This is a genomic window from Fluviicola sp. (assembly GCF_039596395.1).
GTDB lineage: Bacteria > Bacteroidota > Bacteroidia > Flavobacteriales_D > Crocinitomicaceae > Fluviicola.
The window spans coordinates 258,225-277,959 of sequence record NZ_JBCNJT010000002.1 but is presented as its reverse complement, the minus strand read 5'-3'; the positions used below and the strand labels follow the sequence as shown (position 1 = coordinate 277,959).

General features: G+C 44.6%; 11 protein-coding genes. 10 read left to right on the top strand and 1 reads right to left on the bottom strand.

Annotated features, from left to right (window positions below):
• The first annotated feature begins 92 nt into the window (after positions 1-92).
• From ABDW02_RS10330 to ABDW02_RS10305, 6 genes are all read left to right on the top strand, one after another.
• On the top strand, positions 93-383 hold the full coding sequence (locus ABDW02_RS10330) for a hypothetical protein (protein WP_343634476.1): 291 nt from the start codon (positions 93-95) through the stop codon (positions 381-383).
• A complete protein-coding gene (locus ABDW02_RS10325; RefSeq protein WP_343634475.1) occupies positions 380-2,974 on the top strand; it encodes a gliding motility-associated C-terminal domain-containing protein in 2,595 nt (864 codons plus the stop codon). The genes ABDW02_RS10330 and ABDW02_RS10325 overlap by 4 nt, the downstream gene beginning before the upstream one ends.
• A 123-nt stretch (positions 2,975-3,097) precedes the next feature.
• Positions 3,098-6,583, top strand: a complete 3,486-nt coding sequence (locus ABDW02_RS10320) for a gliding motility-associated C-terminal domain-containing protein (RefSeq protein ID WP_343634474.1) — start codon at positions 3,098-3,100, stop codon at positions 6,581-6,583.
• Positions 6,584-6,790: 207 nt separating this feature from the next.
• Entirely contained in the window at positions 6,791-10,144 is a 3,354-nt protein-coding gene (locus tag ABDW02_RS10315; protein ID WP_343634473.1) for a choice-of-anchor L domain-containing protein, read from the top strand.
• A gap of 81 nt (positions 10,145-10,225) precedes the next feature.
• Positions 10,226-11,164, top strand: coding sequence for a bifunctional riboflavin kinase/FAD synthetase (locus ABDW02_RS10310; RefSeq protein ID WP_343634472.1), 939 nt, complete (start codon positions 10,226-10,228; stop codon positions 11,162-11,164).
• Entirely contained in the window at positions 11,124-11,696 is a 573-nt protein-coding gene (locus ABDW02_RS10305) for a leucine-rich repeat domain-containing protein (protein ID WP_343634471.1), read from the top strand. The genes ABDW02_RS10310 and ABDW02_RS10305 overlap by 41 nt, the downstream gene beginning before the upstream one ends.
• A 407-nt stretch (positions 11,697-12,103) precedes the next feature.
• Here ABDW02_RS10305 and ABDW02_RS10300 read toward each other — a convergent pair whose 3' ends face one another.
• Positions 12,104-13,075: a D-alanine--D-alanine ligase gene (locus ABDW02_RS10300; protein ID WP_343634470.1), complete on the bottom strand. Its 972-nt coding sequence runs from the start codon at positions 13,073-13,075 to the stop codon at positions 12,104-12,106.
• Positions 13,076-13,305: 230 nt separating this feature from the next.
• Here ABDW02_RS10300 and ABDW02_RS10295 point away from each other — a divergent pair, with 230 nt between their 5' ends.
• The 4 genes from ABDW02_RS10295 (at position 13,306) to ABDW02_RS10280 (ending at position 19,693) form a co-directional block, all read left to right on the top strand.
• Entirely contained in the window at positions 13,306-14,094 is a 789-nt protein-coding gene (locus ABDW02_RS10295; protein WP_343634469.1) for a PASTA domain-containing protein, read from the top strand.
• A 16-nt stretch (positions 14,095-14,110) separates the two neighbouring features.
• Entirely contained in the window at positions 14,111-16,324 is a 2,214-nt protein-coding gene (locus ABDW02_RS10290) for a T9SS type A sorting domain-containing protein (protein WP_343634468.1), read from the top strand.
• A 3-nt stretch (positions 16,325-16,327) separates the two neighbouring features.
• On the top strand, positions 16,328-17,356 hold the full coding sequence (locus ABDW02_RS10285) for an RluA family pseudouridine synthase (RefSeq protein ID WP_343634467.1): 1,029 nt from the start codon (positions 16,328-16,330) through the stop codon (positions 17,354-17,356).
• 162 nt (positions 17,357-17,518) lie between these two features.
• Positions 17,519-19,693, top strand: coding sequence for an OmpA family protein (locus tag ABDW02_RS10280; RefSeq protein ID WP_343634466.1), 2,175 nt, complete (start codon positions 17,519-17,521; stop codon positions 19,691-19,693).
• Positions 19,694-19,735: the final 42 nt, after the last annotated feature.

Below are 19,735 nucleotides of genomic sequence, written 5' to 3'. Positions count from 1 at the left end.
TTTACCGGAATATTAATTCATAAATTTGATACAAATGCATCCGGGGATTTATTCCGACCGCATTTGAATTGAAACCATTTACTACTACTAAAATGAAAAAAATTGTAATCCTACAGTTGTTTTTCTTTGTTGCCGTACCTTGTGTTTTTTCCCAGGATGGCAGTCAAGTGCAAACAACTCAGCAAAACATCACTTATCAGTATGTTTCTGAAAAATCCAAGACCGAATCACTGGAAGTGATCTACGGATTGGTCGATCAATGTTCGCTTTCCGAGTTTAACAAACTGCATGAACATTTTGTGTATAAAGCCCGGACGGAACCCACCGATCGGAACAGGGCCATTTTGGAATACATCAAAAACAAGAAAAATCAACCAAAATGAAACACATCCTGCTAACACTACTATTACTACTGTCACTGAAGGGTTATTCCCAACCGCCTTGTGGCAGTAATCCTGCAGCCGGAGAAAGCTGCGCTACTGCAACTCCGATTTGTGAGTTGAACGGATACTGCGGAAATACTTCCTCATCCTATGCTGTTGATACCTGGAGCCAATCCTGCGGATTTTTAGGGCTGTTCGATTGTGGGTTATCGGGAGAATTTTGCGGATCCATTGAAAACAACTCCTTCCTGTCTTTTGTTGCTTCGTCCTCATCCATTACATTCAATTGCTGGGTGTATAATTCAACGTACGGCGACGGAATCCAGATCATGATTTTCTCTGCAAATAACTGTTCCGGAACGGTTACTTCCTACTACTGCAGCCAGCTGGCTCCGTCGGCAGGTTCACAAACAGTCAGTGCCAGCGGATTAACACCCGGAAATACTTACTATATCATGATAGACGGATTTGCAGGAGATGTTTGTGATTACACCTTTGCTGCAACTTCAGGAGTTTCAATTCCCGTGGATATCAATCCGGCGAATTCAACCATTTGTGTGGGAGAATCCGTTTCATTGACAGCGACAGGCGGCGGTGGAACTTACACATGGAATGCATCCCCTGATTTAAGTACAACAAGCGGTGCATCAGTAACAGCTACTCCTCCGTCAACTCCGGGTACTTATACTTACACGGTAAGCTCGTCTACCGGGAATTCATTATGTCCTTCTTCCGCATCTGCAACCGCTACGATTGTCGTGAACCCATGCGGATGTAGCGTGACAGCTACGAATAGTGGTAACGTTTGCGCAGGAACGGGTACGATTAATCTCTTTGCAACAACCATTACTGGGGCAACTTATTCCTGGACGGGTCCGAACGGGTTCACTTCTTCGGCTCAAAACCCGGCCTCAGTTCCGGTTCCAGCTACACCCGGAACCTATACTTTCACGGTTGATGTGACAGATAACGGGTCGGTGTGTTCTTCCACAACAACTGTCACAGTTTATGCTTTGCCGGCTGTTGATGCGGGTGCGGCGATTGCTGTTTGTGCCGGTGGTTCAGTTACTTTATCGGGTACCGGAGCACAAACGTATAGCTGGGACAATGGCGCAACAAACGGAGTTTCTTTTGTTCCGCTTAGCAATCAAACCTACACAGTTACAGGAACGGATGCGAATGGTTGTCAGAATACGGACCAGGTAACTTTAACGGTTAATCCTTTGCCGGTAATCAGTGCCGGTTTGCCGCAATCCATTTGTTTGGGAGAGGTGATTACACTGGCCGGATCGGGAGCCCAAACGTATGTTTGGAGCAACAGTGTGACGAATGGATTGTCCTTTATTCCCGGAGCTACGCAAACATATACGGTTACCGGAACGGATGCAAACGGGTGCAGCAATACCGGCCAGGTAACGATCACCGTGAATCCGCTACCTGTTGTGGAAGCAGGTTTGCCTCAAAGTGTTTGTCAGGGAAGCCCCGTTACACTCACTGGTTCAGGTGCTCAAACCTACACCTGGAATAATGGTGGGATCGACGGGGTACCATTTACTCCGGGTTCGACTTCAACCTATATTTGCACGGGAACAGATGCAAACGGCTGCCAGAATACAGACCAGGTGCTGGTGACTGTAAACCCGATTCCAACGGTGAATGCAGGAGCGGATCAGTCTGTCTGTATCGGTGGAAACGTTACGCTTACGGCTTCGGGTGCTTCGAATTATTCCTGGAACAACGGAGTTACGAATGGTGTTGCTTTTGTACCCGGGGCTACTCAGACATATACAGTGACGGTAACTGCGAATGGCTGTCAGGCATCCGATCAGGTAGTTGTAACGGTAAATCCGTTGCCGAACGTGAATGCGGGCGTTGATCAGTCGATTTGTGCAGGAGACGAAATCATACTTTCCGGATCCGGTGCGCAAACCTATAGCTGGAACAATGGGGCCGTTAATGGAATTTCCTTCGCTCCCGGTTCTACGCAAACGTATACGGTGACAGGAACAGACGCAAACGGGTGTGTCAATACCGACCAGCTTACCGTAACAGTGGTTCCTGTACCGGTGGCAGATGTTTCTGCGGATGTGCTCTCAGGGCCGCCAACACTGACCGTTAATTTTGATAATAATTCAAGCAATGCGTCCGGTTATCACTGGGCATTCGGAACAGGTGCCGAAACAAACTCCGCCACTACAGCGGGGCAGCAATATCAGTATACCAATCCGGGAGAATACACGGTTATTCTGACCGCTGCAAATGGTTCCTGTGTGGATTCGGATACGCTAAAAATTCTTGTTGAACCAATTCCTGATCCGGTAGTTGTGATCCCGAATATTTTTACGCCGAACGGGGATGGTAAAAACGACGTATTCTTCATTCGTTTGGAAAATGCCGCATCTGTAGAAGTAACCATTGTGAATAGATGGGGAAATAAAATGGTTAGCTTTTCAGGGGTAAACAGCTCCTGGGATGGAACTGTCAACGGAAACCTGGCAGAAGAAGGCGTTTATTTCTTTAACTATACAGCAACCGGCCTGAACGGAACTACGCTGACCGGACAAGGAAATGTGCAGTTGTTGAGGGATTAAATACAGATAAAGATTCGAAGGTGTGCAATTATTGATAATACAATGATTTGCACACCTTTTTTTGGTTTGAAACCTTTTTTGTGTATTTTCGTTTCAACTACTTGTTACTCAGAACGACCAATTATGAAACTTACTACTACTCTGATAGGGATCCTGTCAGTAATTACAACTGCGTATGCACAGTTTCCGGGATGTCCCAGCGTGAATGCCGGAGCAGATCAAACGCTTACTTGTAATCAGCCCTGTGCTACATTAACGGCCACACCGTTTCATGCCGGAGCCACCAATACTTATTCAGTTGCTTCTATTCCACACACTCCGCCGATTGCTTACAATCAGGCAGGAGGAACGGGAGTTTCCGTAGGAACCGATGACGTTTGGAGTCCTCAGATTACATTGCCTTTTACGTTTTGTTATTACGGACAATCCTACACAAGTTGTAAGATCGGGTCGAACGGATCTATCAAGTTCGGAACGTATGCACCGACAACACAACCCTGGTCGTTTACGGCATCTTGTCCTTCAACCAGTTTGACTGCGGCAGGAGATATTTTTGGAATTTACCACGATATTGATCCGTCTTATGGAGGGACCGTAAAGTGGTATGTGGTTGGAACAGCACCGTGCAGAATATTTGTTGTCTCTTATAATGGCTTGCCTCATTACTCCACTTCCTGTAACGGTAGTGTGTTTTCCACTTTTATGATGGTATTGTATGAAACAACCAATGTGATCGATGTATACGTAAACAATAAAGGGTTGTGTTCAAGCTGGAACGGCGGAGCGGCGATTATCGGTATTCAAAATCCTGCAGGGACTTCCGGAATTGCAGCTCCTAACAGGAATACTTCACCTACCTGGACGGTTTCAACCCCGGAAGGATGGCGCTTTACTCCGAACGGAGCTCCGATTTATACAACGGAATGGTTCCAGGGAGCAACAAGTGTAGGAACTGGAAATACCGTAAACGTTTGTCCAACGGTAGCAACTACTTATACCGCTACAACAACGTATACCGCCTGTGACGGAACGGTGATTGTTAAAACAGATAATGTACTGGTCACCCCGGATCCGGGAATACCTTCCGGAAATCAAATTGCTTCAACGCCTCCTTCCTGTTCTTCATCCACAGGTAGTTTTGAGGTGCAGGGGACCGGCGGAGCGGGTAGTTATCAGTATTCGATCGATAACGGAGTAAGCTGGCAGCCGGGTGGAGTGTTTAACAACCTGGCTTCAGGTAACTACACGGTCCTGGTTCAGGATGTGAATGGTTGCCAGGGAAGTATTTCTGCTACAGTTGGTCCGTCAAGTACGATTGATTTAACGCTTGCAAGCACTATGGATGTTTCCTGTAACGGTGGTTCAAACGGTTCTGCTGTTACTGCGGTGTCGGGAGGCCAGGCACCTTATTCTTATACACTAAACGGTGGTTCCACCCAATCCGGCGGTACTTATTCAAACTTGGCAGCCGGAACCTATACTATTGAAGTAACGGATGCGAACGGATGTACCGATACTCAGCCTGTAACCATTACACAACCGGCGGCAGTTACCATTTCTTTCGTATCGGCAACAGCTGCAAATTGCTCTGCAAGCGACGGAAGTTTAACCATGTCAGGATCGGGAGGAACCGGAACGCTTCATTATTCTTCCAACGGAGGAACTTCTCAAACAAGCCCGACATTTAACAATGTGGCAGGAGGAACTTACACCATTCAGGTGGTTGACGATAATGGTTGTTCTGCATCCATGCCCGCAACGGTGGGAATGGTTAACAACCTGACCGCTCTTTTGATTGACAACCAGGATGCATCCTGTAACGGATTGAGTGACGGAAGTGCGCAACTCGGAGGAACGGGAACACCATTACCTTATACCTATTCGCTTGTAGGTGGTACTTACCAGGGATCGAATACATTCACAAGCCTGGCTGCCGGAACATATAATTATGTGGTAGCTGATGTCAATAATTGCCGGGATACAATTTCAGTTACTATTGCACAGCCTACTCCTGTAAACGTAACAACCAATACACCGCTAACGATGTGTGCGGGTGCTAGTGTGGTGATGAATGCTCAGGCAACGGGCGGGAACGGATCTTACGTTTTCTCCTGGAGCAATTCCCTTCCAAATGGGCCGAGCAATACGGTTAGTCCGGCAACGACCACCAACTATACGGTTACCGCAACAGATGTAAACGGATGTACGGCAAATTCGATCATTCAGGTGACTGTGAATCCGGCTCCACTGGTAAATGCCGGAAATGATCAGGCGATCTGTATCGGAAGTTCTGTCGTATTGAGTGGTTCCGGAGTGCAATCTTATACCTGGAATAATGGTGTTACCAACGGTGTTTCATTTACCCCGGCTTCTACCCAAACATATACGGTAACCGGTACTGCTGCGAATGGTTGCCAGGGAACAGATCAGGTAGTTGTTACAGTAAATCCGCTGCCTGTGGTTGATGCAGGTGCCCCGCAAACAGTTTGTCAGGGAAGTCCGGTTACTTTGAATGGTTCGGGTGCGACTTCCTATACCTGGAACAATGGAGTTACAAATGGTGTAGCATTTACACCTTCTGCGACACAAACATATACGGTAACAGGAACAAATGCGAATGGTTGTACCAATACCGACCAGGTTACCATTACAGTAAACACGGCGGTTCCCGTGAATGCAGGAATTGACCAGTCGGTTTGCCAGGGCGGAAGTGTTACGTTAACAGCCACAGGAACCCAAACATATAGCTGGAATAATGGCGTTACAAACGGCGTTTCCTTCATACCTGGCTCTACACAAACATACACAGTAACCGGTACGGATGCGAACGGGTGTCAGAGTACGGATCAGGTAGTGGTAACCATCAATCCGCTTCCGAATGTAAACGCCGGAGCAGATCAAACGATTTGTATCGGAAGCCCTGTGACACTTTCAGGTTCCGGAGCTCAGACTTACGTTTGGAATAATGGAGTTACCAACGGAGTTTCATTTACTCCGGGATCGACTCAAACTTACACGGTTACAGGTACGGATATCAATGGCTGTGTCAATACCGACCAGGTTACTGTAACAATCGTTACGTATCCGGCGGCAAGTGTTTCTGCAGATGTGACGGAAGGTTTTCCTGCCCTTACGGTTAATTTCGATAATAATTCAACCAATGCATCAACCTATCACTGGAACTTCGGAGATGGTTCCCAATGGAATGTTTCTTCCACAGCGGGGCAACAACATGAATATGCGAATCCGGGTGATTACATCGTTATTTTAACAGCTTCGAACGGGTCATGCTCCGATACCGATACGGTATTAATAACAGTGAATCCGCTTCCGGATCCGATTATCGTAGTTCCGAATATTTTTACACCGAACGGAGATCATAATAACGATACATTCTTTATTACAGCAAGTTACGTGAAATCTGTGAGGGTGCAGATTGTGAACCGCTGGGGAGACAGAATGTATGATTACGACAATGTACAGGGTTATTGGGATGGAACAGTGAACGGAAATCTCGCTTCAGACGGGGTTTATTTCTTCACTTATGTCATCGAAGGATTGAACGGAACTATTCTTTCCGGACAAGGAAATATTCAGCTGGCCCGATAATTTATGCAACTTTTTGTTCCAAAGGCCGTATTCCGAAAATGCGGCCTTTTTTTAGGACAATTCGGAATTTTTTGTTGTTAAAAAAAGACGTATAATTGGTTTTTATTTAATTATTCCTTAAAATTCGTAACTTTTAAAGGATTATTACTACTAAAAAACAAGGAACACATTTCTTAAGGAGGTTTCTTGTTACTACTTATTACTACTATGAAAAAGCTATTGAAACAAGTTCAATTGACGCTTTTGTCGTCATTGGTTGTGACGATTATAAGTTGCACCAATTCTGTCAGCGCACAGATTACTTTAAGCTCCGATGTCGCCAATAATTACGTGGCCACCATCTGCGGTCCGGGAGTAACTTTTTCCAACGTATCACTTACCGGAGATTCAAGAGCCATTGCCAAATTTATAGGCGGTACTTCTGCAGGTATCGGTACATCCATGAACTCGGGAGTTGTTTTGAGCAGCGGATTTGTGAATACTGCCACGGCACTTCAGGGAGGTCCGGGAGTATTTTTGAGCGGAGACAATAATGGTAATTCTATTCCTCAATTGGATGGAATTGCCGGCGATGATACTTATGATGGAATCATCCTGGAGTTTGACTTTGTTCCCATCACCAATAGTATCAATGTAAATTACATTTTTGGTTCGGAAGAGTACAATGAATATGTTGGTTTGGGGTATAATGATGCCTTTGCGTTTTATATTTCAGGGCCGGGAATAGCCGGAACACCAAACATCGCCGTGCTACCGGGTAATATGCCTGTAACCATTGATAATATCAATCTCGGGTCGAACAGTTCTTTGTATAGAAATAATATTGCATTGAACAACCCGAATGTCATGGATGGGTACACTGTTCAGTTGACTGCCAGCAGTAACGTAATTGCTTGTCAAACTTATCATATCCGTTTGATGATAGCAGATGGTGGTGACCCGATCTACGATTCATGGGTATTTATCCAGGAAAACGGATTGTTTGCGGTTGGAAATCCTCCATTGTCACTGGCGGCAACTTATCCGTTCGGAACTGCTTTGTACGAAGAATGTTTCAATACGAATACCATCACTTTTACCATTCCAACTGCGCAGGCGTCCGATTATTCGTTCAACGTAACCTGGGGAGGAACGGCTACCAGTGGTGTCGATTATTCGTCCTTGCCATCTTCGATTACTATTCCTGCCGGGCAAACTTCCATTAACCTGCCGATCAATGTCTTTACAGATGGGATAACGGAAGGAGTTGAAACGATCGAATGTACTTATCCGATAAGTGTTTGCAGCAACGGATTAGCCATTATAAATATTGATGATGCTGCTCCATTGACCGCTAATGCTGGTCCGGATACGGATATTTGCGGCGGCGCTTCTTCGGCTACATTAACTGCTACATCTGCTAACGGAAACGGATCAGTGACTTATTCCTGGGATAACGGTGCGGGATCAACCGCGTCAGTTTCCGTGTCACCTGCTTCAACAACAACGTATACGGTTACGGCAACCGATCAGTGCGGACGTACTGCTACCGACCAGGTAACGGTAGCTGTGGGAACTCCACCCGTTATTGATGCCGGAACAAATACTTCTATTTGTCCGGGAGGAAGCACCACTTTATCGGCTACGGGAGCTGTGAGCTATTCCTGGGATAATGGATTGGGAGCAGGAAATGGTATTTCTGTTTCTCCTGCAACTACAACTACTTATAATGTTACCGGAACGGCGGCAAATGGCTGTACATCTACAGACGCAGTTACCATTACAGTAAATGCGGTCCCGGTTGTGAATGCAGGTTCGGATCAAACGATTTGCCAGGGAGCAATGATTTCGGTTTCCGGTTCGGGAGCGCAAACCTACTCCTGGAATAATGGAGTCAGCAACGGTGTTTCTTTTGCTCCAGCCTCAACAACGACTTATACAGTAACCGGTACGGATGTGAACGGCTGTCAGAGTACGGATCAGGTTACTATTACAGTAAATCTGTTGCCAAACGTAGATGCGGGTGCGCCTCAATCGGTTTGCCAGGGCGGGTCGGTTACATTGAACGGATCGGGAGCACAATCGTATTCCTGGAATAATGGAGTTACGAACGGAGTTTCCTTTGTTCCCGCTTCAACAACGACTTATACGGTAACCGGTACGGATGCGAATGGCTGCCAAAGTACAGATCAGGTTACGGTTACGATCAATCCATTGTCCAATGTAGATGCGGGTTCTCCCCAATCTGTTTGCCAGGGCGGATCTGTTACTTTGAACGGATCAGGAGCACAATCTTATACCTGGAACAATGGAGTCAGCAACGGAGTCTCCTTTTCTCCGGCGTCAACCACAACTTATACGGTAACCGGAACAGATGCAAACGGCTGTACGGGAACAGACCAGGTGACGGTTACAGTGAATCCGTTGCCAAACGTAGACGCAGGTTCGCCTCAAACGGTTTGTCAGGGCTTGCCTGTTACATTGAACGGTTCGGGAGCACAATCTTACGCCTGGAATAATGGTGTTTCGAACGGAGTTGCTTTTACTCCGTCTGCTACAACGACTTACACGGTGACCGGAACAAATGCGAACGGATGTACGAATACCGATCAGGTTACCATTACCGTAAATCCGCTTCCGAATGTAGATGCGGGTTCTCCTCAGGCGGTGTGCCAGGGCGGGTCGGTTACATTGAACGGATACGGAGCGCAATCCTATACCTGGAATAACGGGGTTACTAACGGCGTTTCTTTTGTTCCTGGGTCAACAACTACCTATACGGTAACTGGAACTGCTGCAAACGGTTGTATGGGAACAGACCAGGTAACCATTACTGTAAATCCATTGCCGAACGTGAATGCAGGAGCCGATCAGTCCATTTGTATCGGGGGCACGATTATACTTTCCGGCTCAGGAGCGCAGACTTATACCTGGAACAACGGAGTTTCAAACGGGGTTCCATTCGCTCCGGGATCCAGTCAAACGTATACGGTTACCGGAACAGACGCTAACGGGTGTGTCAATACCGATCAGATTACAGTAACTATCGTGCCGATGCCGACCGCAGTTGTTTCAGCAGATGTCACGGAAGGTTTCCCTGATCTGACGGTGAATTTCGACAATAACTCCATCAACGCTTCTACCTATAACTGGTCATTCGGGAACGGTTGGGAAATTGATCTGACGACGACTGCCGGAACTCAATATATCTATACCAGCCCGGGAGAATACCTGGTTGTTTTAACTGCCGCGAACGGATCTTGTGTGGATACCGACACGGTGAAGATCATCGTAAACCCGATTCCAGATCCTATTATCCGCATTCCGAATATTTTCACGCCGAACGGAGACCATAATAACGATACATTCTTCATTACGGCAACTTATGTGAAATCGGTGAAAGTGGTCATTGTGAACCGCTGGGGAGATAAAATGTGCGATTACGACAATGTAAACGGATATTGGGACGGAGTTGTTCGCGGGGACCTTGCTTCCGACGGTGTTTATTTCTTCAAATACGAAATCGAGGGACTCAATGGGAAAATACTGACGGGTCATGGAGATATCCAGTTGATCCGGTAACGCAAAAAACTTTTTCGGGAAAAAGACTGCATTTCAATTTTCGATGAGTGCAGTCTTTTTTTGTTTGACTACATTTGTACCATGCGTGTAGTCCGGCAGTTGAATTCAGAAACAAAGTTTAATCATCCAATCCTTACTTTGGGTACCTATGACGGTGTTCATTTGGGCCACCAGGAGATTATTCGTTCGTTGGTTCAGAAGGCTAAGCGCGAAAACAAGGAATCTGTTTTATTTACATTCGAACCACATCCGCGAAAAGTCCTTTACCCCGACAGTTACTCCGTGAAACTGATCGATACGGTGGACGAGAAATTGGCGAAACTGGAAAAACTGGGACTGGATACCGTTATTCTTTTTCCTTTCACGAAAGAATTTTCACGCTTATCAGCCATGGAATTTGTCCGTGATGTATTGGTGAACCAGATCGGTGTCAGCGAAATGCACATTGGCCACGATCATCACTTCGGGAAGAACCGGGAAGGATCTTTCCAGGAATTGCAGGAGTTGGGCGAATTGTACCATTTTGATGTTTTCCAGTTGCCTGCTATTTCTGCCGGAGAAGTAACGATCAGTTCTACCAAAATCCGCAATGCTATCCTGGAAGGAAATGTGGAATACGCGTCCGAATTGATGGGAACTCCGTTTGTGTTGCAGGGAAAAGTGGTAAAAGGACAGCAAATCGGGCGGACAATCGGTTTCCCGACTGCGAATATAGACCTGGAAAACTCCGAGAAAATCTTTCCTAAAAATGGGGTGTATGCTGCGAAAGTTCACCTGGGAGACCAATTGGTTTACGGGGTTATGAATATTGGCACGCGTCCCACTGTTGCGAATAACGGCCAGATTACCATTGAGGTTTATTTGTTCGATTTCTCGGAGGAAATTTACGACCGGCAGATTCAGGTGGAAGTCATGCAACATATACGCGACGAAAAGCGTTTTGAAAATATAGAAGATCTGAAACATCAAATTCAACAGGATGAAATTACTGCCCGCACTTATTTTTCTTTGTATCACTAACTTTTCTTTCTCGCAGGATACCCTGAAGATTTACCGGTGGGAAGCTATTCAAAAAGCAAATCCGGACACGATCCTTGCAATAGATGCTTCGAAATTAAAGTGGGAACAGATCCCTGAGAAATTATATGCATTCAAGAATCTGAAATATTTAAATATTTCGAAAAATAAATTGAAAGAACTTCCATTGGAAATGGGTGTTTTTAAATCGCTGAAAACCCTGGATGCAACAAAAAATGACTTGGATGGTGCCCCGATTGTAATTTGTCAGATGCCGAAACTTCAGCGGCTTCACCTGGCAAGAAACAGAATCAGTTCCCTTCCGGCTTGTACCGGATACCTGGCAGATTTGAAAGTGCTGGACATCTGGGATAACCCGATTAATGTGCTTCCGGAGGAAATCTTAGGCTTGAAAAAACTGGAGGCGGTAGACATGCGTGGAATTCTTTTAGGTCCGCGCTTTCAACAAAAATGGGAAGAATCCATGCCACAGGTGAAATGGTATTTTGATGCACCTTGCCGTTGCGTTGAATAAGAGTCCTCATCAGCGGATGAAGACCGAGGCTATGTCTCACAAGAAAGAAAGCCGAAGGAAGTTCGATTCATTGAATAGAACGAATTATTTTCACCCGGAAAGTTCAGACAAATCTGGTAATTTGAAAAAAACTGGAAAAAAATTATTTTTTTTTCCAACCTTTTAAAAACCCGAGCATCATAAGGGTGTCAAGTATATATCAGAAATCTCTCTGATTGGTTTGGTAAATTGGGTTTTAGGTTTGGAAAAGGGTACTTATTTAGATTGTACCCTTTTTCATTTAATAAACGTTCGAGGTGCAAATTCTGCTTTTTAGTTTCAGCGCAAAGAGAATAAGAAAAGAAGAGCATGGAATTTTGAGTGTTTTATCTTTGCGCCCTTCCTTCTTTGCGGTATAAACCAATGGTTTATTTTTTCGTTAGTTCCACGCTGAAAATCTGGCTCCAGAAATCCGTAATGGAAATTCCTGCTTCTGCCAGCATCTGCGGCACCAAACTCGCAGCAGAAAATCCGGGAGTCGTATTTACTTCAATCACATGCGGAATATCATTCACCACCATGAAATCAATACGTGCGATCGATTTTAACTGCAGCAGGTTGTAAACATCTTTGGATGTTTCCCAAACTTTGTTTCGAATAGCATCCGGAATACGCGCCGGTGTGATTTCCTGGGATTGTCCCAAATATTTGGCTTCGTAATCGAAGAAGTCATTTTCCGTTACGATTTCTGTCAATGGCAAGGTCACCAATCCTTCCGGAGAACGATAAATGCCGCAGGTAACTTCTGTTCCTTTCAGGAAAGATTCGATCACCACCGTGTCTCCTTCTTCAAAAGCTTTGTCCAGTGCATTTTGCAGGTCTTCCGCCTGGGAAACCTTACTGATCCCGAAACTGGATCCCGAATCGGATGGTTTTACGAAACAAGGAAGTCCCAATTCCGAGAGGATTTCATCAGAGCTGTATTGCTGGCGCGATTTTAAGAAAAGCGATTTGGCTACCGGGATACCGAAGCGCGACAGGAACTGGTTGCAGTACCACTTGTCGAAGCTCAATTCGGAAGCCAGTGCATTGGAATTCACATACGGAATTCCTTTCATGTCGAGCAAAGCCTGGATCTTTCCGTTTTCTCCGGGATTCCCGTGGATGTAGATCAGCCCGATATCGATCTTACGCTCGCCGGTTTTGCCTGCGAAACTCATGCTTTCAATGGAAAACGGGAATTTTTCTTCGCCGCTCGGAACGAACCAGCCGCTTTCTGTTACATGGACCGGAACTACTTCAAATTCCTTCGGGAAATTATCCATAATAGTTTGAGCACTTTTCAAAGAGATCTCAAATTCCGAAGAATATCCGCCGCAAAACAAACCAACCAGCTTCATAACGTATTTTTTTAGTTCAAAAGAATAACTGTTCAACTGTTCAAAAAATGGAAGATTGGACCATTGAACTTTTGAACATTTGGAACGCTTTTTTGCAAAAGTAGCGGATAATTATGCCGTGTTTTATTCTGCTCCGAAAAGTTTTCAGAACAGATTGTTAAAAGCTTCGTATCTGCTTTGCATCCTTGCAGAAACATTCTTTTTATATTTGTGCAACTTACAATCGATTTATGAAGTTTTTTCAGAAGCTTAAGGCATTTGTTTGGAGCAGGCATTTTTTGAAGCATACCATCTTCATTGTGCTTACTTATTTTCTGGTGATTACGATCCTTGTTTTCTACCTGGATTCGTATACCAATCACGGTGAAAAGATTGATGTTCCGAATGTGGTTGGATTGAATACCGGCAGTGCCCAGTCCAAACTGGAAGCTTTGGAATTGAAAATTGAAGTCCTGGATTCGGTTTATAAACCGGATCTGCCTGCAGGAACGATTGTTTCACAGGACCCGCTTCCGACTTCCAAATCATTGGTTTGTGTGAAGCCCGGACGTATTATCCGTGTACAGGTTTCCAAAAAATCGCGTTTGGTGGAAATGCCGAGTTTGATCGATAAATCAGAACGTATTTCAGAAAGTATCCTGAAGAACCGTGGCTTGAAATGCCGTAAAACATATGTACCTACGTCCGAATCCAACGGAGCGGTGCTGAAACAGCTTTACAACGGAAGAGAAATCAAGGAAGGAACAAGAATCCCGGTAGGAAGTACTATTACTCTGGTCGTAGGTCAGAACAACGAAGCACAGCCTGTTACGGTAATTGATTTGATCGGGTTAACAATATCTGATGCCAAAGCGCGTTTAAGTGGAATATCGCTACAGATTTCAGTTGGCGCATGCGATGGATGTACGAATGCAGCCGATTCAGCTAACGCACAGATTTATTCTCAAAGCCCTGAGTTTATTGAAGGTGTTACTGTTCCATCTGGTACTACAATCATGGTTTCAGCTGAAAAAAAGTAGGTAATTTTTGATTTAGATGAAATTTAGTTTAGTATCCGTTTTTGTATTTGTTATTGGTGTTGTTTCGTTCGGACAGGAAGTTCTGAGCCCGATCGGTGCGATGAAAAGAGAAGTTTCTCCTAAAAGATCCTTGAATCTGAAAAGCATCACAAACATTGACAGTACCTTTATCTATTCATTCGACACCTTGTCCCTGCCGCTTTTGGATGAGTTTTCTCACTCCAAATTCCCGGTATTGGATGCACAACCCGGTGATGCGAACGTTACGGAGCAGAAATTCTATCATTTGACAGACATGTCGGACGTTCCGTTGCCGAATACTAAAATGTTCTCAACAACTCCTACGAGACGCTATACCTATTCGGGAGGAATTCTTCAGAGCCAGACAGATTTACCGTTGATTACCATTAAAGAAGCCGATTTTCAGAATTACCCGGTAGTTTACTCCCCGACACAGTTTTATCCGCCATACAATATTTACGACAGTATTGATTTTCCGAATGATCCGGATACGGTTAGTCTCACAAACCCGGATATCAAACAGGATTCCGTGACGATCTTTTATGCACACGAAGTGGATCCGGATAAATACTGGATGGATGTGTCGGCATACCACAATTACACACATGCTGTAAACCCATGGACTTTGGGCGTGGTAACTTTTGACGGTTTGGACGAAACAGGCTATCCGTATGCGATCAATACGACACAAACAGGGTATGCAGATTATCTGACTTCCAAAGTCATTAATTTATCGGGATATACTCCCAATGATTCCATTTACCTGAGTTTCCTCGTTCAGCGGCAGGGATTCGGTGATGCACCGGAGCAACAGGATTCCCTTGTTCTGGAATTCTATAACCAGGCAAATGACGAGTGGGACCATATTTGGTCTATGAACGGCGGGTCATTGGGAGATTTCAAGTTGGGCCATTTGAGAATTGTGAATGCGGCTTACCTGACAAACGGATTCAGATTCCGCTTTAAGAATTACGGAGCACTTTCCGGTATGCTGGACGAATTCCATTTGGATTACGTGCATTTAAGAAACGGAAGCGGTTATCAGGATACACTTTTCAAAGATTTTGCCTTCGTATACAATATCGGATCATTGATCCAGGAATATACGCAGGTTCCGTGGGAACATTGGGTGAATGACCCGACACACATGAATCCTGCCGTGAAAGTTTCCGTGAGAAACGGATCAAATATTCCGGAAAACAACCTGAATGGAACGGTAAAAGTGAATTTTGCAGGAACAACCGAAGGATCATTCACGATGAATGGAGCTACTTTGTCGGGAGCATTGAACTATGCACCGAGAACAACCGTGGCGAGTGTACATGATTTTACCGGAGGATATACCTTTTCGACAACTCCTGCATCCACAACCAAAACATTTGATATTATCGCGAATGCCGGAGCACAATTCCCGAACCTCCCTTTAAACGATTCTTCCTATACACAACAAGTATTTGAGAACGTATATGCCTATGACGACGGGTCTGCAGAAGCAGCTTATGGAATTTCACAGGTTCAGGCAAGATTGGCCCTGAAATTCAAGCCCTACCAGACGGATACCTTGTTGGGAGTAAGGATGTGTTTTGTTCCGACGGTGAAAGATATGTCCAATAAATTGTTCCTGTTGACAGTTTGGGGAGATAATAACGGCGTTCCGGGATCAGTGCTTTATGAAGATCAGTTCTTCTACCCGAGAACACCGATTTATGAAGACGAAAGAGGAGTTTACACGGATTATTTGCTAAAAGATACACGACTTCCGCTTCCGGCTAATGCAGGAGTGTTTTATGTGGGAATGCGCCAGATCGATGCAGATCCTTTGAACATCGGTTTTGACAGAAATACCACACCAACCGGGAAATTGTTTTACTCAATCAACGGTGGTACAACCTGGAATGCGTCATCAACACCTGGGGTTCCGATGATCCGTCCTATTATCCTGACGGGAGACAACGTAAACCTTTCTGTGGACGAATTAGCGCGCGAAGAAATTGACTGGAATGTATATCCGAATCCGACAACAGGTATGGTGAACATTGACTGGAGATCGGAAAGTGCATTCCCGGGAGCCGTATTGGTGGATTCACAGGGACGCACGATTTTAACGGTCGGAACGGAAGATTTGCGTTTTGACCTGAGCGATGCTCCTGGCGGAATCTACTTCCTGAGATTGAACAATACACAAACAGTCAAAAAAATTATCAGATAAGGTATGAATGAAGATGTTCAGGATGTTGAGCAGGAAGAGGAAGAACTTTTTGAACATTACCGTTTTAAAGCAGACCCGGGGCAAGAATCTGTCCGTATCGATAAATACTTATTAGACCGGCTTCCGAATACTTCCAGGAATAAGATCCAGTCCGCGGCCAAGAATGGAAGCGTGGTTGTTAACGGCAAACCGGTTAAATCCAATTATAAAGTAAAACCGAAAGATGAGGTAGCAATCGTTTTACCTTATCCGGTGCGCGAAATAGAATTGATTCCGCAAAATATCCCGTTGGATATTGTATACGAAGACCATGAACTGATCGTTGTGAATAAACCGGCAAATATGGTTGTTCATCCGGGTTACGGGAATTATACAGGCACCTTGGTCAACGCGCTTGTGTATCACTTCGACAACCTGCCGGAACGCAAATCGGATTATTTCGGAAGGCCCGGGTTGGTGCACCGTTTGGACAAACACACTACCGGTATCATGGTGGTAGCCAAAACCGAAGATGCATTGACAAACCTGGCAAAACAGTTTTACGACAGGACCACTGAAAGAAGGTACCAGGCTTTGGTTTGGGGAGATGTGGAAGAAGATATGCGCATTGAAGGCAACCTGGGGCGTTCCCTGCAAAACCGGAAGGTAATGACCGTCTTCCCGGACGGAGATCACGGAAAACATGCCGTAACACATGTGAAGGTTCTGAAAAGATTCGGTCTGGTGACCTTGGTTGAATGTAAATTGGAAACAGGAAGGACTCACCAGATCCGTACGCATCTGAAATGGAAAGGACATCCTTTATTCCACGACCTGGAATATGGCGGTGACCGCATCGTAAAAGGAACGACACATGATAAGTACAAGCAATTCATTTCCAATTGTTTCGACCTGATTCCCGGTCAGGCACTGCATGCAAAGTCTTTAGGATTCCAACATCCGAAAACGGGAGAGTGGAAGCAGTTTGATTCCGATTTACCGGAAGGATTTCAGAATTTACTGCATAAATGGGAAAGATACGTCTCCGAATAAAATCTCACAAAAACCACTTTAGACGTTTTTTTTTCCTTGATAAATAGTGCGTATTCAAAATTTTAATTTAATTTCGGCAATCACGATAACTGAGTAACTATAACTTTAATCCTGTAGTAGCCCATTTATCACTGTGTTTATATAAAAAGATTGCACCTTGCTATGAATGTTAAAACGCTTATTTTATCTGGACTTTTAGTTGTTTCCGGCGTGTCTTTCGGACAAGTGAAACAAATTAAAGATGCAAATACTCAGTTTAGAAGTGGAAATTACTGTGAAGCTGCAGAAAAAACTCAGCTAGCCTATTCGAAAATCAAGCGTAAGTCAAAATCAGGACTTGCATTGAAGGGGGAGATGGCTTATAAAACAGCTGAAAGCTACAGAATGACAGACCAATTCAAAAATGCGAATGAATGGTATGAAAAAGCTATTCTGTTGAAGTACCAGCAAAAAGAACCGCTTGTGTTATTGTACAATGCAGACATGCTTCGCCAAATGAGTGATTTGAAAAAAGCTCAGGAAAACTACATGGCGTATAAAGCATTGGTTCCGGATGATCCGAGAGCAGATGTAGGGATTGCATCTTGCAAGATGTATGAAGAATTTAAGGAAAACAGAACACGCCACACGGTTTCCAACGTAAAAGCCTTGAACAAAGAAGGTTTTGAAATGGCACCGATGTTCGTAGATAAGAAAGATACCAAGATCGCTTTCGGTACATCCAGTGACCGTGAAGGCCTTCAGGGAAAAGCAAAAGATCCGTTGACATGCCAAAAATACATGGATATCTTCGTTTCCGAACTGGATAAAAAAGGAAACTGGCTCGAGCCGAAACCAATTGTAGGTGACAGTATCAATACAGAAGACAGCGAAGGTACTTTGTGTATCGATGCCCGTGGTAAAACCATGTTCTTTACACGTTGTCCAAGCATCAAAAAACAAAACTTAGGTTGTGACATTTACATGTCTGAATTGGGAGGTAAAGGATGGGAACGTCCGAAAAAACTTTCTTTGAAACCAAACGATACACTATCTGTTGGTCACCCATGTGTGTCTGACGACGGGAAATTCCTGATTTTTGCTTCTGATATGCCAGGTGGTCAGGGTGGACACGATTTGTGGTACACGACTTACGACAAAAAAGGAGATTCCTGGACAGTTCCTGTAAATATGGGGCCTGAGATTAACACTGCAGGAAACGAATTGTTCCCGAGCTTTGCAAGAAACGGAGATTTGATTTATGCTTCCAACGGACTTCCGGGAATGGGTGCATTGGACATGTTCCGCGCTGAAAAAATAGGAGACAAAAACCAGTGGGAAAAACCAACAAACCTGGGTTCTCCAATTAACTCTGAGTTTAACGATTACGCATTGGTAGAAGTAGATGACCGCAAAGGATACTTCACGTCTGAGCGTAAAGGAAACGTAGGTGAGCAGTTCAGCCCGGATTTATGGATGTACGAATTGCCTCCGAACATTTTCTCTTTGAAAGTAAACGTATTCGATTTATTGGATAAAACTCGCCAAACGAAGATCGAAGGAGTGAAAGTAGTTGTTACCGGATCCAATGCAAATGAGAAGTGGGAAGGTTTGACTGCAAAAGACGGATCTGTTTACTGGGATAAAAAACCAAACGGAGACCGTTACATCGCTGAAGAGTCTGATTACAAAGTAACGATTTCAAAAGAAGGTTACTACGAAGATAAATTAGGAGCATCTATCTCTACGAAAGGATTGAAATACAACCAGGATTTCGTATTGGATATGGGATTATTCCCGGTGAAAAAACCAATCCGTCTGCCGGAAGTTCGTTATCCTTTGGCAAAATGGGATTTGTTAGTTGACTCTTCCATTAACTCAAAAGATTCCTTGTTGTTTGTTTACAACCTGTTAAACGAGTTCCCTGGATTGGTTCTTGAGTTGAGTTCTCATACGGATCCACGTGGTAACGATGTTTACAACCAGGTTCTTTCTGAAAACCGCGCCAAAGCTTGTTACAAGTTCCTGGTAGAGGAAAAAGGGGTAGATCCGCGCAGAATTATTCCTGTTGGAAAAGGTGAGCGTGAGCCAAGAACAGTTTACCTGTTGGCTGGTAAGTACATGGAATCTGAACCGAAGGATGAAAATGGGGTAATGATTGCAGGGACACAGGTGATTGTATTGAAAGAAGCATACATGAACCAGTTTAAGAAAACAAACAAGAAGTTGTTTGAACAATTGCAGCAGTACAACAGACGTACGGAAGGTAAAGTGATTACCCTGGAGTTTGACGCAGCCAACGCGGCTCCTGCAAATCCGGATAACCTGATATTTAAACCGCTTCCGAAAGCGAAGTAGTTCTAAAATAACTGATAGAAAAAGGTCTTTGTTTCAAAGGCC